Genomic DNA, 16,836 nt, shown 5'->3' with positions numbered 1-16,836 from the left:
GGGGTTCATCCCGGGCCCAAACGTGATAGACTCCTGTAACCGGGCGTGGCCCGGTTTTTTTGTGGCCGTCTATCGCAAGCCCTGACCGCAAGCCCTGACATCAGTCAGACGCTCGCCGAGCTCTCGGCAGTGTCTCCAACACGGCCATTCATTGCCTTGCAGGATGATTGACATGACCATCGCTGACCGCTGGCTGCTGCCCGACGGCATGGACGAAGTGCTGCCGCCCCAGGCAAGCCGCATGGAAGAGCTGCGCCGAGGGTTGCTCGACCTCTATCACCGCTGGGGCTACGACCAGGTGATGCCGCCTATCGCAGAGTTTCTCGACTCCCTGCTTACCGGTACCGGCTCCGATCTGGCCCTACAGACCGTCAAGCTGACCGACCAGCTCACCGGCCGCATGATGGGCATCAGCGCCGACGTCACCCCCCAGGTGGCGCGCATGGATGCCCACTCCCTCAAGCGCCAGGGGCCGGTGCGACTCTGCTACTGCACCAACGTGCTGCGCGCCACGCCCGACCAGCATCAGTGCGGTCGCAGTCCCGTGCAGGTCGGGGTGGAGCTGTTCGGCCACGCCGGTCGCGAGGCCGACCTGGAGATCCTCAACCTGGCCCTGGCCTCGCTGAGCGCCGCCGGCGCCCGCGAGATTCACCTGGCGCTGGGCCACATCGGCATCTACCGTAGTCTGGTGGAAGCGTCCGGTCTCGAGGGGGATGCCGAGCGCGCCATGTTCGCGGCCCTGGAGCGGAAGTCACCAGGCGAGCTGGCCGCCCAGGTCGAGGCGAGTGTCGGCGATCCTGGCCTGGCCGAGATGTTCATGGCGCTGGGCCGCCTGCATGGTGGCGTTGAGGTGCTCGACGAGGCTCAGGAAGCCTTCGCCGAGGCACCTGCCGCCGTCACTGCCGCCCTGGAGCAGCTGCGTGCCCTGTTGAGCGGTGTACAGGCCGCCCACCCCGGGGTATCGCTCTACCTCGACCTGGGGGAGCTGCGCGGCTATGCCTACCATACCGGCATGTTGTTTGCCGCCTATGTGCCCGGTTACGGGCAACCGCTGGCCAAGGGTGGGCGCTATGATGACACCGGGCGTGCCTTTGGCCGGGCTCGCCCCGCGACCGGCTTCTCCATGGACCTCAAGCAGCTGGCCACGCTGTCGCCCGCCGAACCGCCCCGTGATGGCATCTGGGCGCCGGCCGAGGGAGAGGGACTGGTAGACGCCGTGATGGCGCTGCGCGCTCGAGGCGAGCGTGTGGTGCAGGCGCTGCCGGGACAACGTACCGGGCCCACAGAACACCGCTGCGATCGTCAGCTGGTGCTCGATGATGGCCACTGGCAAGCCGTGACACTGTAGACTGGGTTACCACCTTGGCGCGACGGCCCGCCGCCGCGCGGCAACGAGAGACGAGAGAGCAATGGGCAAGAATGTAGTCGTATTGGGCACCCAGTGGGGTGATGAGGGCAAGGGCAAGGTCGTCGACCTGCTCACCGAATCCGCTTCCACCGTGGTGCGTTTCCAGGGCGGTCACAACGCCGGCCACACGCTGGTGATCGATGGCGAGAAGACCGTTCTCCACCTGATCCCTTCCGGCATCCTGTGGCCCGGCAAGATGTGCGTCATCGGCAACGGCGTGGTGCTGTCACCTGAGGCACTGATCTCCGAGATCCGCAAGCTGGAAGAGAAGGGCGTGCCGGTACGCGATCGTCTGCGTCTGTCGCCGGCCTGCCCGCTGATCCTGCCCTATCATGTGCGCCTCGATCAGGCCCGCGAGAAGGCCCGTGGCATCGCCAAGATCGGCACCACCGGGCGTGGCATCGGTCCGGCCTATGAGGACAAGGTGGCGCGTCGTGGCCTGAGACTGGGCGACATGCTCCATCGCGAGCGCTTTGCCGCCAAGCTCGGCGAGGTGCTGGATTACCATAACTTCGTGCTGACCCAGTATCACGGCGAGCCGGCGGTGGACTTCCAGGAAGTGCTCGACAGCGCCATGCAGATGGCCGAAGAGCTGCGTCCGATGGTGACCGATACCGTCAGCCTGGTGCATGGCGTGCGTCGTGAGCGCGAGAATATCCTCTTCGAGGGGGCCCAGGGCTCGCTGCTCGATATCGACCACGGCACCTACCCCTACGTGACCAGCTCCAACACTACCGCGGGGGGAACCGCCACCGGTTCCGGCGTCGGTCCGCTCTATCTGGACTACGTGCTGGGCATCACCAAGGCCTATACCACCCGTGTCGGTTCCGGCCCGTTCCCCACCGAGCTGTTCGACGACCATGGTCGCCATCTGGCCGAGAAGGGCCACGAATTCGGCGCCACCACCGGACGCGCCCGCCGTTGCGGCTGGTTCGACGCCGTGGCACTTCGCCATGCCGTACAGGTCAACTCCGTCTCGGGGATCTGCCTGACCAAGCTCGACGTCCTCGACGGTCTGGAAAACATCCGCGTCTGTGTCGGCTATCGCAGCAAGGATGGTGAGCTGTTGGATAACCCGGTGGACTCCGAGGGCTACGAGGCCGTGGAGCCCATCTACGAGGACCTGCCGGGCTGGAGCGAGTCGACCCTGGGCGCCAAGCGCGTGGAGGACCTGCCGGCCAACGCGCGCGCCTATATCAGCTACCTCGAGGAGAAGACCGGGGTCAGCATCGATATCATCTCTACCGGTCCCGACCGCAACGAGACCATCGTGCTGCGCAATCCGTTCGACGACTGAGCGACACGCCGCGGCGATATGCAGAAGGCCCCGCTTGTGCGGGGCCTTCTGCGTTTTCAGCGGCTTGTTTAGTCGGCTCAGTAGTCGATGCCGCGGCGTGCCTGCACCCCCGCGTTGAAGGCGTGGCGCACCTCCTGCATCTCGGTGACGGTATCGGCCATGGCCAGCAGGTCGCGGTGAGCATTGCGACCGGTGATGATCACGCTCTGCTCGGCGGGGCGGTTCTCGATGGCACGCCTGACGGTCTCGATATCCAGGTAGCCGAACTTGAGCATGTAGGTGATCTCGTCGAGCACGACCAGATAGACCTCGGGGTCGGCCAGCATGCGCTCCGCCTCGACCCATACTTCACGGCAGGCGGTGGTATCCGTCTCGCGGTTCTGGGTCTCCCAGGTGAAGCCGGTGCCCATGATGGCGACCTCGAGGTTGGGGTCCTCGATCAGTCGCTCGCGCTCGCCACACTCCCACTGGCCCTTGATGAACTGGATCACCCCGACTCGGTAGCCATAGCCCAGGGCACGGGTGACGGTGCCCCAGGCAGCGGTGGTCTTGCCCTTGCCGTTGCCGGTGAAGACCATCATCAGGCCGCGCTGCTCGGTGGCGGCGGCGACCTTGTCGTCGACGTGGCTCTTGAGTTTCTGCATCGACTGCTTGTGGCGGGTATCGCGATCGCTCATCGGGGCTCCAATTCTGTACAAGGCTTGTCAAGGTGCGTCATAGCATACGCGAGCCATGGCAAGGCGTCAGCCTTCCCGGTGTACCAGCGCCTCCATGCGTGACAGGAACACGCCCATGATGCGCTCATAGAGGCCACGGCCGAGCACGGCGTCCTCGATACCGGCATCGATATTGGGATTGTCATTGACCTCGATCACCACCACACGCTCACCAGCCTGCTTGAGATCAACCCCATAGAGACCATCGCCAATCAGGCGGCACGCCTTGAGGGCCGCCTTGATTACCGCGGGGGGGACCTCCTCGGGGGCATGGGTGGTGAAGCCGCCGCTCCTCACTCCGGCTGCAGAGTGATCGTAGATCTGCCAGTGTCCGCGGGCCATGTAGTAGCGACTGGCAAAGAGTACCTGACCATCGAGCACACCGATCCGCCAGTCGTATTCGGTGGGTAGCCACTCCTGGAGCAGCAGCAGGGCCGAGTCTTTGAACAGACGGCTCGCCTCGAGCTCCAGTTGCTGCAGGTCGCTGACCTTGACCACTCCCCGGGAGAACGAGCCATCAGGCACCTTGAGCACCAGTGGGAAGGCAAGATTGGCGAGGCGTTCGGCCAACGGACGGCGATCGCCTCGCTTGAGCAGAGCACCTTCCGGTGCCGGCACCCCGCGGGCTCGGAGCAGGGCGTGCAGGTAGACCTTGTTGGTACAGCGCAGGATATCCCGTGGTGAGTCGAGCACCACCAGCCCTTGGTGCTCGGCGCGCCGCGCCATGCGATAGGTATGATGGTCAAGTGCGGTGGTTTCACGAATGAACAGGGCGTCAAACTCGGCGAGACGTCCGGCATCGCGCCGGGTGATCAGCGAGACATCGATACCGAGCCGACGTCCAGCGCGGATAAAGGCCTTGAGGGCGCTGCGGTTGCTGGGGGGCAACGCTTCCTCGGGATCGATCAGCATCGCCAGGTCGAAGCGGTAACGACGCCTGGCGCGCGGTGTTCGCCATATCTGGCGTGAATGACGGTTGAGGGCACGGGCGAAGAGGTCCTGCTCTTCCATGGCCAGGTCGCGCAGGCGTAGCGGCCTGAGGCGGGAAAGCCGCCATTGCTCGTGGCGACGCACTAGCCTGGCCTCCAGTAGTGGGCAGGGCAGGCGCTCGAAGAGCTTGCGTGCCAGGCGTTCGAGACCGGGCTGATGGCATTCGCCGAACAATACGCGCAGGGTCACGGCATCGCCTGCCAGTTGGCCGCGCCGATCTAGTTGACCGAGCAGCGGTGCCAGCGTATCAAGCTGCAGGTCGATCAGCGCCTTGCGCGACAGTTCGTTGAGCGTCTCCACCGTAGGCAATACTCGCTGGCCGCGAGCCTGTGCTAGCAGCGAGACGTAGTAACCGGTGCCCAGGTAGTCGAGCTCACCACACAGGTTGATCACGTGGGTGGTTCGCTCTGTTTCGGCGGCATCACGCTGGCGCTGGTCCAGCGACAGGTAGTCCTCGGCGCTGATCAGATCGTCACTAGGATAGTAGGGCTGCCAGTCGGCGAGGCGGTCGACAACGATTCGCAAGGGGCACATGGGGGCTACCAGGCAAGGGGCGGCCGCTGGGGACCGGACAGTGGTCAGGATGCACCTGGCTCTTGGGCACGACAAGGTGGAGGCTGATTGAAAAGATTTCATGTTGGCGTGGCGCTGACAGTGACCCTAAAGCGAGCTCAGAATCATCCAACTGTCTTCTGGAGAGCCTCATGACCATTCAGCTGCGTCGGGCCACTGGCGATGACCTCAACGCTCTCTTTCGCCTGGAGCAGAGCGCCTTCACCGGTGATTGCTTCAACCGTCGCCAGCTCTGGTACCTACTCAATCGCGCTCATGCCGAGACGTGGGCGCTGGAGTGCGACGCCGAGGCGCCTATGCCGGCGAAATTGCTGGGCTACGGTACCCTGCTGTTCCGCCTCGGCAGTTCCCGAGCCCGGCTATATTCCTTCTGCGTACACCCCGAGTCCCGTGGCTCCGGCCTGGGGCGTCAACTTCTCGAGACTCTGGAGGGGGCAGCCCGCTCGCGAGGCTGCACCCGCCTGGGGTTGGAGGTACGCGCCGATAATGGTGTGGCGAAGGCTCTGTACCGGCGCATGGGGTTTCGGCTCGAGCGCTGCCTGCCAGGGTACTACGAGGATGGTTGCGCTGCCTGGCAGATGCTGAAGTCGCTGGAGACGGAGGTACTAAAAGAAGAGGGCTGATAGAATCCCCGCTTCTATCCCCTTTGCCAGGAGCCGCCATGCCTTCCTTCGATATCGTCTCCGAGTTTGACAAGCACGAGGCCAGCAATGCCGTCGACCAGGCCAATCGCGAAATCCAGACGCGCTTCGACTTCAAGGGCGTCGATGCCAGTTTCAGCCTCGAGGGTGACAGCGTTAGCCTCGAGGCTGAAGTCGACTTCCAGCTCAAGCAGATGCTCGACGTGCTGCGCAACAAGCTGATCGCCCGCGGTATCGATGCCCGCTGCCTCGACGTTCAGGAGCCGGTGCTTTCCGGTGTGCGTGCTCGTCAGGAGGCGCAGCTCAAGCAGGGCCTCGACCAGAAGGAGGCCAAGGACATCGTCAAGCGCATCAAGGAGTCCAAGCTCAAGGTGCAGGCACAGATTCAGGGCGAGAAGGTGCGTGTCACCGGCAAGAAGCGCGATGATCTTCAGGCGGTGATGGCGCTGCTGCGAGGCGAGCAGGGCCCCGATCTGCCGCTGCAGTTCGATAACTTTCGCGACTGACGCCATCCGGCACCTGCTCGTCCAAGGTCACCATGGTCACCTCTGATTGGCGTGCCGGGGCAGGCTGCGCTTCAATACCAGTATCAACGGGAAAGGAGCGCGGGATGTCAGAGTTGAAGCGCCTTGTCTTGATAGCGATCGCCGGCATCAGCCTCGTGCTGGGTATTGTCGGCATGTTCCTCCCGCTGATGCCCACCACCTGCTTTCTGCTGCTGGCGGTGTGGGCGGCATCGAGAAGCTCGCCACGCCTGGCCGGCTGGATACGTGAGCATCCCCGCTTCGGACCAGCCGTGGTGGCCTGGGAGGGCGAGCGGGCCATTCCGCGTCACGCCAAGTGGCTGGCCGCCGGCATGCTGGTCCTCTCCATGCTGGTGCTGGCGCTGACCGTCAGCCTGCTATGGCTCAAGCTTGCCCTGATCGCCGGGCTGACGCTGCTCGGCGCCTGGATCGTCACGCGTCCCGAGCCGGCGTTGTGAGGGTGCTTTGAGCTCGGCGGGCGAGGCGCCGTACAATGGTCGCAATTCTCGACAGGAGCATCACGCATGTCCGACCCCCAGGCGACCTACCTGAGCGACTACTGCCCCCCGGCCTACCGCGTTACCCATACCGACCTCACCTTTGATCTCGACCCCGGTGCCACGCGAGTCAAGGCGCGCCTGCATCTGGAGCGCCATCCGGAGCGTGAGGCGGGCGAGCCGCTGGTACTCGACGGCGAAGGCCTCGTCCTCAAGGCGATTGCCGTCGATGGCGAGCCGTTGGAGGCTGACGAGTATGCGGTGGGCGACAGCAGCCTGACGGTGCACCGAGTGCCCGAGGCCTTTCTCCTGGATACCGAGGTGGAGATCGCCCCCGAGGCTAATACCGCCCTGGAGGGGCTCTATCTCTCGAATGGCATGTACTGCACCCAGTGCGAGGCTGAAGGCTTCCGGCGAATTACCTACTATCCGGATCGCCCGGATGTCATGGCGACCTTCTCCACCACCGTGATCGGTGATGACGAGCGTGAGCCGGTACTGCTCTCCAACGGCAATGCGGCGGAGCGGGGTAGCCTGCCGGGTGGCCGGCATTTCGTCACCTGGCAGGACCCCCATCCCAAGCCCAGCTATCTGTTCGCCCTGGTGGCCGGCGACCTGAAGAAGGTCGAGGATGACTTCACCACCATGAGTGGCCGCGAGGTGGCTCTGCAGATCTGGGTCGAGGAGGAGAACCTCGACAAGACCGACCATGCCATGGCCTCGCTCAAGCGCGCCATGCGCTGGGACGAACAGGCCTATGGTCGCGAGTATGACCTCGACCTGTTCATGATCGTGGCGGTCAATGACTTCAATATGGGCGCCATGGAGAACAAGGGGCTCAATATCTTCAACTCCGCGGCGGTGCTGACCCATTCTCAGACCGCCACCGATACCGCCTTCCAGCGGGTCGAGAGCATCGTCGCCCATGAGTACTTCCATAACTGGTCGGGCAACCGGGTGACCTGCCGCGACTGGTTCCAGCTCTCTCTCAAGGAGGGTTTCACGGTATTCCGTGATCAGTGCTTCTCGGCCGATACCAACTCCCCGGCGGTCAAGCGCATCGAGGATGTTGCCTTCTTCCGCACCGCCCAGTTCGCCGAGGATGCCGGGCCTACCGCGCACCCGGTGCGCCCTGATCACTATATCGAGATCGGCAACTTCTACACCCTGACCATCTACGAGAAGGGCGCCGAGGTGGTGCGCATGCTGGCCAACCTGGTGGGCGAGGAGGCCTTCCGCCGGGGCAGTGATCGCTACTTCGAGCGGTTCGATGGCCAGGCGGTGACCATCGAGGACTTCGTGGAGTGCATGGCCGAAGCCTCGGGCCTGGATCTCTCCCAGTTCATGCGCTGGTACTCCCAGGCCGGTACGCCGGAGATCGACGCCTTCGGCGAGTATGACTATGCCAAATGCGAGTATCGACTGATCCTGCGCCAGCGCACGCCAGCCACCCCCGGCCAGCCCCACAAGCTGCCGCTGCATATTCCGATCCGTCTGGGGCTGGTGGGTACCAAGAGCGGCCGTGACCTGCCGCTGACACTGGATGGTGAAGCGCTTGGCAGTGACGCCGTCATCCACCTGTGCGAGGCGGAGCAGGAGCTCGTGTTCACCGATGTCTCAGAGGCCCCGGTGCCGTCGCTGCTGCGCGGCTTCTCGGCGCCGGTGAAGCTGCGATTCCCTTATGGCCGCGAGGATCTGGCCTTCCTGCTGGCCAACGACTCGGATGGCTTCAACCGCTGGGAGGCCGGTCAACGCCTGGCCATGCTGGCCCTGGACGACCTGATCGCCGCCCACCGCAACGGGGTCGAGAAGGTGATGGATTCGCGGGTCGTCGAGGCCTTCCGCGGGTTGCTCGAGGGGGAGCCCGAGGATCGTGCGGTGCTGGCCGAGATGCTTGTCCTGCCCAGCGAGGCCTATATCGCCGAGCAGCAGCCGCTGGTGGATGTCGACGCCATCCATGCGGCGCGGGAGTTCATGCGCCAGGGGCTGGCGGCCTCCCTGCGCGACGACTTCCTGCGCGTCTACCGCGAGAACCAGCTCGATGAGCCCTATGCGCCGACACCCGAGCAGATCGCCCGACGCAGCCTGAAGAACGTGGCGCTCGCCTACCTGATGGCGATCGAGGACGAGGAGGGCGTGGTGCTGGCCCGTGAACAATTCGAGGCCGATCACAACATGACCGATGTGCGTCATGCCCTGACCCTGCTGACCCACAGCAGCCGCGATGAGCTCAGCGAGCCGGCGCTCAAGGCCTTCGGTGAGCGCTGGGCGCATGACCCGCTGGTGATGGATCAGTGGTTCGCCATCCAGGTCGGTCGCCCACAGCCCGACGTGCTCGAGCGCGTCCGCTTCCTGATGGAGCACCCCGCCTTCTCGCTGAAGAACCCCAACAAGGTGCGTGCCCTGATCGGCACCTTCGTCGGTCAGAATCGCATCAATTTCCACCGTCTGGACGGGGAGGGCTATCGCCTGTTGACCGACACCGTGATCGAGCTAGATCGTCTGAACCCGGAGATCGCGGCTCGCCTGATTATCCCGCTGACACGTTGGGCGCGCTTCGACGAGCAGCGTCAGGCATTGATGAAGGGGGAGCTCGAGCGCATCCGTGCCGAGAAGCTCTCGCCCAACGTCTATGAGGTGGTGGAAAAGGCCCTGGCCTGATCATCCGCCCGCTTCACCAACGGAAAGCGCCGCCCTTCAGGGCGGCGCTTTTACGTTGCAGGGAGTCAGTAGATCAGCCAGCTCAACACGGCGAAGCCCAGCAATAGCCAGACCAGGGTGGCGACGATGGCCCGGCGGGTCAGGGCACGGAAGGCCTTCCACAGCATCCACAGGCCCACCACCAGGATCAGCAGACTGACGATCGATGTGGAGATTCCAAGCGAGCCGGCCAGTTCCTGCAGGAAGCTCCTTGCGGAGGCGCCGAGGTTGGCGAAGAAACCGGTCAGCAGGTCGACGACGAAGCGGATGACTTCGCCGAGGGTGCGGCCGATCCAGGCGAAGAACTCTTCCATGTTCAGGTTCCCTCGTGGTTCGGTAAGGTGCCAAAGGTAGCATGCCGGCGACGGTTGTCATCAACGGCATGCATGGTGTCTCATCCAAGCTGGCTTGAGATCGGCTCGATCCCCGACTCCTCGGCGGCGCTGTCCGCCAGGGCCCGGCCGGCCTTGTCATAAACATGAAAGACGGCGCTGGCGCCCAGCTCACGAATGGGTTCGATCTCCTCGGGGAACTCGACCACGGCGGTGATCCTGCCATCGAACTGGCGTGAGCGCAGCTGCTTGAGGGCGAAGAGATTACCGGCATGGTGAGGCATCGACAGCACCACCATGCGCACGTCGGGAGACATCAGCAGCTTGTCCCAGAAGTCGGAGTCCAGGGCATCGCCCTCAACGATATTGAACCCACGCTCGACCAGCATCTTGACGCTGGCCGGGTTGCTGTCGATGCCGAGTACACGCAGGCCATACTGCTTCTGCAGGCGGCGATAGACGCTGCGCCCGATCCGGCCCATGCCCAGCACTACCGCTTCGGCATCACCGACCTCGATGGGCCGGTCGCTGAGATACAACTGGCTTGGGTCACGCTCGGGCAGGCGCGGCTCCAGCCAGCGGTAGATGCCCTCGCTGACGGCGTTGAGCATTGAGGAGAGACCGAAGCTGAGGGCGACCGCCAGCGAGATGACGACCAGCCAGTTTTCGTCGAGCAGGCCGCCTGATACCGCGATGGCTCCGACGATCAACCCGAACTCGGAGTAGTTGGAGAGGCTCAGGGTGGCCAGGACCGCGGTGCGGTTACGCATCGGAAAGCGCATGAACACCAGCAGATAGAGCAGACTCTTGAGTGGCAACAGAGCGACCAGCAGCAGCGCCATCTGGACGTGGCTGGCGTTCGGCATGGCGGTGAGGCCGATGCTCAGGAAGAAGCCGACCAGCAGCAACTCCTTGATATTGAACATCGAGCGCGAAAGGGTCTGGGCGGCTGGGTGGGGAGCCAGCAGCAGGCCGATAATCAGCGCGCCGAGATCCCCCTTGACGCCCAGCGCCTCGAACAGCGCATAACCCAGTACCAGGGCCAGCAGCATGCCGAACAGGATCTGCATCTCGCCGTGGCCCAGTCGATCCAGCAACTGGCGCAGCAAGGGGGCCAGCGGAATCAGCAGCACCAGACCCAGCGCCCAGGGGCTAGGCAGCTTGCCGGTTGAGGCGGTGATGAACAGCACGGCGAAGATGTCCTGCATGATCAGCACACCGATGGCCAGTCGGCCATAGGCGGTCTGCGTCTCGCTGCGCTTCTCCAGTACCTTGATCACGAAGACCGTACTGGAGAAGGAGAAGGCGAAGCCCAGGAGCAGCAGCGTATGCCACTGACTATCGACCAGCAGCGACAGGCCGAGCCCCTTGAGCCCGACCAGCAACCCGCAGAACAGCAGCGATGAGCCGAGCATGTGCAGGCTGGTCCCGCCCCAGACCTCACGGCGCAGCAGGGTGCGTACGTCGAGCTTCAGGCCAATGGTGAACAGCAGCAGGGTGACGCCAACCTCGGAAACCAGCGCGAGCAAGGGGGTCTTGTCGTAGCCTATCGCGTTGAGCACGAAGCCGGCGGCAAGGAAGCCGACCAGCGGTGGTAGCCGAATGGCCAGGGCGGCAACGCCGCCCAGGAAGGCGGCGAGAAGAAAGGCCGGTTCGATCATGCACGCTCCGTGTTCGTTCAGTCACGCGTTGACGATAGTCTACGGAAGACGGTCGAGGAATGGCACGACTTCGTGGCGGGGTCGAGTGATGCGGCCTGTCCGCCGCCGAAAGCGCTGGGTGAGAGAAATCGTCAACGGCCCCGGCAGCGGTTAAGGTAGCAGCAGGGCGCCGGTAAGCGCTGCTACCCCACTCCCTGTTCGCCACTCGAGGATGCCATGGACCTCTCGATGATCCTGCCAGTCGTGCTGCTGGCTGCCCTGCTGATCTATGCCGTCAGCATCTACAATCGCCTGGTGGCGTTGAAGAACCGCTTCCAGAATGCCTTCGCCCAGATCGAGGTACAGCTCAAGCGGCGCCACGACCTGATCCCCAACCTGGTGGAGACAGCCCGGGCCTACATGAGCCACGAGCGTGAGACACTGGCTGCGGTGACCGAGGCCCGCAATGCCGCAGAGGTTGGCCTGAAGCACGCCGCCGCTGCCCCCGGCAACGCCGCCGCCATGGCCGAGCTGGCCGGAGCCGAGGGAGCGCTGGGAGCCGCTCTTGGCCGTCTCAATGTGGTGATGGAGGCCTATCCCGATCTCAAGGCCTCGGAGAACATGCGGCAGCTCTCCGAGACCCTGACGAGCACCGAGAACCGTGTCGCCTTTGCCCGCCAGGCGTTCAACGATGCCGTCATGCAGTACAACACCTACAAGCAGAGCTTCCCCCCGGTGGTCCTGGCGGCTTCCTTCGGCCACAAGCAGGATGCTGCACTGCTCGAGTTCGAGGACAGCGCCGAGATCCAGACCGCCCCGCGCATCAGCTTCTGAGCGGGGGGCGCATGGACTTCTTTACGGCCCAGGATCGCGCCCGGCGCCTCTCCGGACGACTTGTCCTGCTGCTTCTGCTCGCCGTCGTGGCGCTGGTGGCATTGACCTGCATGCTGGTGTCGCTGGCGGTGGTCATGCTGGATACGACAGGAATGCACACCGGCGATCCGTTGACGGCGGCGCTCGAACCGAGTCTTCTCGCCATGGTGGCCGGTGGAGTGATGACGGTGGTGATCCTCGGCGGCCTGGTGCGTCATCTGCAGCTGCGCGTGGGCGGCTATGCGGTGGCCGAGGCGCTGGGCGGGCGGCCACTGGCACTGGACACCCGTGATGCGGGTGAGCGCCGCCTGCTTCACGTGGTGGAGGAGATGGCCATCGCCTCGGGGCTGCCCGTGCCGCCGGTCTATCTGCTGGATGACGATGCCATCAACGCCTTCGCCGCCGGTCATGATCCTAACGATGCCGTCATCGGCATCACGCGTGGCGCCATCGAGCATCTCGATCGCGACCAGCTGCAGGGCGTCATCGCCCACGAGTTCAGTCATATCCTGCATGGCGACATGCGGCTCAACCTGCGCCTGGTGACCTTGCTGCATGGGATCCTGGTGATCGGCCTGGCAGGGCGCTTTCTGCTGCGGAGCATGGCCGGGGGGCAGCGGCGAGACTCGCGCCGAGGCGGCGGGCATGTGGCGCTGCTGGGCTTGGGAGTGGCGCTGATGGTGGTGGGGTATGCCGGCACCCTGTGCGGCAATCTGATCAAGGCCGCGGTGAGTCGCCAGCGCGAGTTCCTGGCCGACGCCAGCGCCGTGCAATACACCCGCAATCCCGAGGGCATCGGGGGGGCGCTCCAGACCCTGGCCGCCTACCGTCTCGGCTCGCGCCTGCTGGCGGTAAATGCCGCCGAATTCAGCCATCTCTACTTCGGCAGCGGGGTGCGCAGTCTGAGCCGATGGACCTCAACACATCCTCCGCTTGAGACGCGCATTCGCCGCGTGCTGCCACGCTGGGACGGTCGCTTGCCCGAGCCCTTCGCGCCGACCCCGCGTCAGCACGCCTCGCAACGGAGGCCATCTGTGGCGCCGTCCATAAGCGCCGTGAGTGAGGCAGTGAGCGCAGGGGCGAGCGGAGAGGCGAGCAAGGTGGTAAATGAGGAGATCACTGCCGGAACCGGCGTTGCCGCCGCCGCCGTGGCCAGTGTCGGCCGTCTCGACGATAAGGCACTGGCCAGCGCTCGCCGCCGCCTGGCGGGCATCGACAAGCGGTTGATGGAGTCGGCCCATGACCCCTTCGGGGCCCGTGCGCTGGTCTATGCCATCCTGATGGGGGTCGACCCGAAGAGTCGTGATGCCCAGCGTGAGCTACTCCAGCGCCAGGCACTACCCGAGGTATTGACTGAGCTTGACGCCCTGGCCGAGCCACTGGCGAGTCTCACGGCCGGTGACCGACTGCCGCTGATCGAGCTTTCGTTGCCCGCGCTGCGCGCATTGAACCCCGCTGAGGGGGCGCGCTTTCGCACCTGTCTGGATGGGCTGATGAGTGCCGAGCAGGCTCCGGGGGCACTGCAGTGGGCGCTGCATCGGCTGGTAAGGGCGGGTCTGGAGGGTGAGCGGCGAGCCCTGCGGGATCGGCGCCTTGCTGACCTGGCCGGACCGTTGTCGCGGCTGCTGTCGACGCTGGCCTTGGCTGGCCACCCCGATCCCGATGCGGCCCGGGCGGCACTGGAACGAGTCGCTGCGGTGCTGGGCGTGGCGTTGGATCTGGTCAGCGAGCCTGCCAATCCCCGGGAGCTGGACTGGGCGCTGGGCCGCCTGGCGCGGCTGCGCAACCAGGAGCGTGGCCCTCTGCTGGCTGCCATGGTCTGCTGCGTGGAGCAGGATGGCCGGGTCGACCCGGAGGAAGCCGAGCTGCTGCGTGCGGTGGCCTGGACGCTGGGGGTTCCACTGCCACTGGGGAGCCTCGGTGATGGGGAGATCAGGGTAGGAGGTGATGGGAGCGGGGGATAGGCGAGAGTGAGAGAAGAAGGTGTTGGAAGAGAGTGTTATAAGAGGTGAAGAGAGCAACAGTCGCCGTTGCCTGAAGTGGGTGTCCCTGGCGCCACCTCGAGGCAACGGGCCAACGACTCGTATTCGCCATCATTGTGGTTTCAGTCGTCTTGCGAGGAGTGGGGCGCTCTGCTGCAATGTGGCCTTTTCGTGATGGAGACGTTGGATGAACCCCACACTCTGGAAACCGGCCCTGCTGGCCATGCTGTTGACGCTGGGCCTGGCCGGTTGCGGTGACGGTGATGAGCAGGCGCCCGATGCCGATGCGTCCCGGCCGGCGCAGGACGTCGAGAGCGAAACGGCCCCGGCCGTCGACGAGACAGATGGCATGGAAGCTTCGGGAGAGACGGAGGAAGCGCCAGTACCGGATGAGCTGAATCAGGAGGGGGCGTCCACTGCGGGCCAGGGTGAGGAGCCGGCGGCGCCGGATGAGTCTGGCACAGCCACCCCTGACGATGCGACGGTTTCCGCCGACACCGAGACCCTTGCCGAGTCACCCTCCACGCCTCTGGAGGGCGGCGCCGCCCTGCCTGGAGAGGCGACGCGTGAGGATGTCGATGCCATCATCGAGGAGAATGAGCGGCGTTTTGAGGAGGCCCAGCGGCGCATCGACGAGCAGTTCCAGCAAGCCGAGCAGGAAAGGGGGACACCCGAGCCCATGGCGGATGGCGACATCGAGAGTAGTATCGATATCGACGCCTCCCTCGGTGAGGACCCGCGGGCCGGCGAGGAAGCCGCCAGGTCGGACATCGATGCGATCATCGAGGAGCAGGAGCGCCGCTTCGAGGAGGCGCAGCGGGAACTGGAGCAGCAGTTCGAGGAGATAGAGCGGGAAGTTCCCGAATTCGATGGCTTCGACGGCGAGCCGGTGGACAGCGAAGTGTCGGCACCCGCTGAAGAAACCCGCCAGGAGTAGCGGGCGGTCCATTCGACATGCTGCTGCCCAAAGGCAATTTCACCATCACCAACGAGAACAAGAAGGCCCACCGAACGGTGGGCCTTGATCGTTGGTTCGGCGATGCCGTTCCGTCGAGTCGACGCTTAGTCAGCGGCGCGAATATTGGAGGCCTGAAGGCCCTTCTTGCCCTGAGTCACCTCGAAGGTAACCTTCTGGCCATCCTGCAGGGACTTGAAGCCTTCAGCCTGAATCTCGGAGAAGTGCGCGAACAGGTCATCGCCACCGTCGTCCGGGGAGATGAAGCCGTAGCCCTTGGTGTCGTTGAACCACTTGACAGTGCCAGTTGCCATTTATCAATTTCCTTAACATACGGATAGTGTTGCCGGCGCGAGCGCGTGGATCGCCTCTTGCCGCGGTGCCCGGCGGGGACGGTCATGTCGACCGTTCGCCTGCCAGTGCATCGATTGCGGTGCCCCGACAAGGCTTGCGCACGCTGTGTGACGCAGGGAGACTATGTCGAGCCCGCAAGATCACTCTAGTTGGAAACCCCCGAGGCGTCCAGCACGCCCGGAGCCACTCTCCCACCAGATTCGAGAGCGTCATGACCGCCCAGCCCCTTACCTCCCGCGACACCCACAGCATGCTGCTCGGCTACCTGCTGTGGCTGTTCGGCTTCCTCGGTGCCCACCGCTTCTACTATGGCAAGCCGGTGACCGGTACCATCTGGTTCTTCACCCTTGGCCTGCTCGGCATCGGCTGGCTCATCGATCTCTTCCTGATTCCCGCCATGGACCGTCAGGCGGACCTGCGCTTCACTTCGGGGCCCATCAACTACTCGCTCGCCTGGTTGCTGCTCACCTTCCTCGGTGTCTTCGGCCTGCATCGTTTCTATCAAGGCAAGTGGCTGAGCGGCATCGTCTATCTGCTGACCTTCGGTCTGTTCGGGCTGGGGGTGCTCTACGACTTCTGGACCCTCAACGACCAGATCTCCATGCGCCACGCTCGCCGCGCGGAGTAGGCCAGCCATCATGTGGATCGATGCCCAGTTCTGGCCCTTCCTGGTGGCCATCACCCTGCTCTCGATCACCCCCGGAGTGGATACCCTGCTGGTGATCCGCAACACCGCGCGTGGCGGAGTGCGAGATGGGGTGCTCACCAGCCTGGCGATCTGCTGCGGTCTCTTCGTGCACGCCGCCGTCTCGGCCCTGGGAATCTCGCTGATCTTGTTGCAGTCGGCCTGGGCCTACGGTGTGCTCAAGCTGGCCGGGGCCATCTATCTGGTCTGGCTGGGGGCTCAGGCGCTTCTGGCGGCACGGCGCGGCCAGGGGCTGCCGGTGGCCGGGGTGAGCGCCGAGCGGCGTGTGCTTCCGGCCTGGAAGCCCCTGCGAGAGGGGCTGCTCTCCAATGTGCTCAACCCCAAGACCGTGGTCTTCTATATGGCCTTCCTGCCGCAGTTCATCGCCCCGGGCGACCCGGCACTGGCCAAGTCGCTGTTCCTGGCGGGCGTCCACTTCGTGATCGCCAACCTGTGGCAGATCGGGGTGGCCTTGATGGTGGGTGGGGCAGGTCGGTGGCTGGCCAGCCCCCTCTTCGCACGCTGGCTCAACGGGCTGACTGGCTCGGTATTGATCCTCTTCGGCATCAGGCTGGCGCTGGAGCGCCAGCCCGGCTAAGGCCGGGCGTTAAGCTGCAAGAACGCCCGCTTCGCGGGCTTAAGCTTGAAGCTGTAAGAAAAGCTTGACGC

16 protein-coding genes are annotated in these 16,836 nt (G+C 64.7%); 11 read left to right on the top strand and 5 right to left on the bottom strand.

The window, feature by feature from the left end:
* The first annotated feature begins 172 nt into the window (after positions 1-172).
* Positions 173-1,348 (top strand): ATP phosphoribosyltransferase regulatory subunit, encoded by a 1,176-nt coding sequence (locus E0702_RS09745; protein ID WP_132043289.1) that lies wholly within the window; start codon positions 173-175, stop codon positions 1,346-1,348.
* Between the two features lie 61 nt (positions 1,349-1,409).
* Positions 1,410-2,705, top strand: coding sequence for an adenylosuccinate synthase (locus E0702_RS09740; protein WP_132043287.1), 1,296 nt, complete (start codon positions 1,410-1,412; stop codon positions 2,703-2,705).
* 77 nt (positions 2,706-2,782) lie between these two features.
* Here the strand turns inward: E0702_RS09740 and cobO are convergent, their stop codons facing one another.
* Positions 2,783-3,382 (bottom strand): cob(I)yrinic acid a,c-diamide adenosyltransferase, encoded by a 600-nt coding sequence (gene cobO / locus E0702_RS09735; protein ID WP_132043285.1) that lies wholly within the window; start codon positions 3,380-3,382, stop codon positions 2,783-2,785.
* Positions 3,383-3,448: 66 nt separating this feature from the next.
* On the bottom strand, positions 3,449-4,945 hold the full coding sequence (locus E0702_RS09730; protein ID WP_132043283.1) for a RimK family protein: 1,497 nt from the start codon (positions 4,943-4,945) through the stop codon (positions 3,449-3,451).
* 170 nt (positions 4,946-5,115) lie between these two features.
* Here E0702_RS09730 and E0702_RS09725 point away from each other — a divergent pair, with 170 nt between their 5' ends.
* The 4 genes from E0702_RS09725 to pepN all read left to right on the top strand — a co-directional run bounded on the left by E0702_RS09725 (position 5,116) and on the right by pepN (position 9,307).
* Entirely contained in the window at positions 5,116-5,607 is a 492-nt protein-coding gene (locus E0702_RS09725; RefSeq protein WP_132043281.1) for a GNAT family N-acetyltransferase, read from the top strand.
* Positions 5,608-5,645: 38 nt separating this feature from the next.
* Entirely contained in the window at positions 5,646-6,131 is a 486-nt protein-coding gene (locus E0702_RS09720; RefSeq protein ID WP_132043279.1) for a YajQ family cyclic di-GMP-binding protein, read from the top strand.
* A 104-nt stretch (positions 6,132-6,235) separates the two neighbouring features.
* Positions 6,236-6,607, top strand: coding sequence for a YbaN family protein (locus E0702_RS09715; RefSeq protein WP_132043277.1), 372 nt, complete (start codon positions 6,236-6,238; stop codon positions 6,605-6,607).
* A gap of 66 nt (positions 6,608-6,673) precedes the next feature.
* Positions 6,674-9,307 carry an aminopeptidase N gene (gene pepN, locus E0702_RS09710; protein WP_132043275.1) on the top strand — a complete coding sequence of 878 codons (2,634 nt, stop codon included), beginning with the start codon at positions 6,674-6,676 and terminating at the stop codon, positions 9,305-9,307.
* A 65-nt stretch (positions 9,308-9,372) separates the two neighbouring features.
* Here the strand turns inward: pepN and E0702_RS09705 are convergent, their stop codons facing one another.
* Positions 9,373-9,660: a hypothetical protein gene (locus E0702_RS09705; RefSeq protein WP_132043273.1), complete on the bottom strand. Its 288-nt coding sequence runs from the start codon at positions 9,658-9,660 to the stop codon at positions 9,373-9,375.
* 80 nt (positions 9,661-9,740) lie between these two features.
* Entirely contained in the window at positions 9,741-11,339 is a 1,599-nt protein-coding gene (locus E0702_RS09700) for a cation:proton antiporter family protein (RefSeq protein WP_205741917.1), read from the bottom strand.
* A gap of 216 nt (positions 11,340-11,555) precedes the next feature.
* On the opposite strand from E0702_RS09700, the gene E0702_RS09695 reads away from it, so the two are divergent.
* The 3 genes from E0702_RS09695 (at position 11,556) to E0702_RS09685 (ending at position 15,110) form a co-directional block, all read left to right on the top strand.
* The gene (locus E0702_RS09695) at positions 11,556-12,152 is read left to right on the top strand and encodes a LemA family protein (RefSeq protein ID WP_132043271.1); all 597 of its coding nucleotides are present in this window, start codon (positions 11,556-11,558) and stop codon (positions 12,150-12,152) included.
* A gap of 11 nt (positions 12,153-12,163) precedes the next feature.
* Positions 12,164-14,155, top strand: a complete 1,992-nt coding sequence (locus E0702_RS09690) for a M48 family metallopeptidase (RefSeq protein WP_132043269.1) — start codon at positions 12,164-12,166, stop codon at positions 14,153-14,155.
* Between the two features lie 205 nt (positions 14,156-14,360).
* Positions 14,361-15,110 (top strand): hypothetical protein, encoded by a 750-nt coding sequence (locus E0702_RS09685; RefSeq protein ID WP_132043267.1) that lies wholly within the window; start codon positions 14,361-14,363, stop codon positions 15,108-15,110.
* Positions 15,111-15,235: 125 nt separating this feature from the next.
* Here the strand turns inward: E0702_RS09685 and E0702_RS09680 are convergent, their stop codons facing one another.
* On the bottom strand, positions 15,236-15,442 hold the full coding sequence (locus tag E0702_RS09680; RefSeq protein ID WP_040187864.1) for a cold-shock protein: 207 nt from the start codon (positions 15,440-15,442) through the stop codon (positions 15,236-15,238).
* A gap of 251 nt (positions 15,443-15,693) precedes the next feature.
* Between E0702_RS09680 and E0702_RS09675 the strand changes: the two genes are divergently transcribed.
* Both E0702_RS09675 and E0702_RS09670 read left to right on the top strand, forming a co-directional pair.
* Positions 15,694-16,110, top strand: a complete 417-nt coding sequence (locus E0702_RS09675; protein WP_132043265.1) for an NINE protein — start codon at positions 15,694-15,696, stop codon at positions 16,108-16,110.
* 10 nt (positions 16,111-16,120) lie between these two features.
* Positions 16,121-16,765, top strand: a complete 645-nt coding sequence (locus tag E0702_RS09670; RefSeq protein WP_132043263.1) for a LysE family translocator — start codon at positions 16,121-16,123, stop codon at positions 16,763-16,765.
* The last annotated feature ends 71 nt before the right edge of the window (positions 16,766-16,836 follow it).

Source organism: Halomonas marinisediminis (genome assembly GCF_004347715.1).
In the GTDB taxonomy this organism is placed as follows: domain Bacteria; phylum Pseudomonadota; class Gammaproteobacteria; order Pseudomonadales; family Halomonadaceae; genus Halomonas; species Halomonas icarae.
The sequence above is the reverse complement of the archived record's forward strand: the minus strand, read 5'-3'. Positions and strand labels throughout refer to the sequence as shown.

What these genes read in the sequence shown, in the direction of transcription:
- E0702_RS09715 (WP_132043277.1), top strand. Translation starts at nt 6,236, where the DNA reads ATGTCAGAGTTGAAGCGCCTTGTCTTGATAGCGATCGCCGGCATCAGC.
- E0702_RS09695 (WP_132043271.1), top strand. Translation starts at nt 11,556, where the DNA reads ATGGACCTCTCGATGATCCTGCCAGTCGTGCTGCTGGCTGCCCTGCTG.
- E0702_RS09690 (WP_132043269.1), top strand. Translation starts at nt 12,164, where the DNA reads ATGGACTTCTTTACGGCCCAGGATCGCGCCCGGCGCCTCTCCGGACGA.
- pepN (WP_132043275.1), top strand. Translation starts at nt 6,674, where the DNA reads ATGTCCGACCCCCAGGCGACCTACCTGAGCGACTACTGCCCCCCGGCC.
- E0702_RS09720 (WP_132043279.1), top strand. Translation starts at nt 5,646, where the DNA reads ATGCCTTCCTTCGATATCGTCTCCGAGTTTGACAAGCACGAGGCCAGC.
- E0702_RS09740 (WP_132043287.1), top strand. Translation starts at nt 1,410, where the DNA reads ATGGGCAAGAATGTAGTCGTATTGGGCACCCAGTGGGGTGATGAGGGC.
- E0702_RS09680 (WP_040187864.1), bottom strand. Translation starts at nt 15,442, where the DNA reads ATGGCAACTGGCACTGTCAAGTGGTTCAACGACACCAAGGGCTACGGC.
- E0702_RS09745 (WP_132043289.1), top strand. Translation starts at nt 173, where the DNA reads ATGACCATCGCTGACCGCTGGCTGCTGCCCGACGGCATGGACGAAGTG.
- cobO (WP_132043285.1), bottom strand. Translation starts at nt 3,382, where the DNA reads ATGAGCGATCGCGATACCCGCCACAAGCAGTCGATGCAGAAACTCAAG.
- E0702_RS09685 (WP_132043267.1), top strand. Translation starts at nt 14,361, where the DNA reads ATGAACCCCACACTCTGGAAACCGGCCCTGCTGGCCATGCTGTTGACG.
- E0702_RS09705 (WP_132043273.1), bottom strand. Translation starts at nt 9,660, where the DNA reads ATGGAAGAGTTCTTCGCCTGGATCGGCCGCACCCTCGGCGAAGTCATC.
- E0702_RS09675 (WP_132043265.1), top strand. Translation starts at nt 15,694, where the DNA reads ATGACCGCCCAGCCCCTTACCTCCCGCGACACCCACAGCATGCTGCTC.
- E0702_RS09730 (WP_132043283.1), bottom strand. Translation starts at nt 4,945, where the DNA reads ATGTGCCCCTTGCGAATCGTTGTCGACCGCCTCGCCGACTGGCAGCCC.
- E0702_RS09670 (WP_132043263.1), top strand. Translation starts at nt 16,121, where the DNA reads ATGTGGATCGATGCCCAGTTCTGGCCCTTCCTGGTGGCCATCACCCTG.
- E0702_RS09725 (WP_132043281.1), top strand. Translation starts at nt 5,116, where the DNA reads ATGACCATTCAGCTGCGTCGGGCCACTGGCGATGACCTCAACGCTCTC.
- E0702_RS09700 (WP_205741917.1), bottom strand. Translation starts at nt 11,339, where the DNA reads ATGATCGAACCGGCCTTTCTTCTCGCCGCCTTCCTGGGCGGCGTTGCC.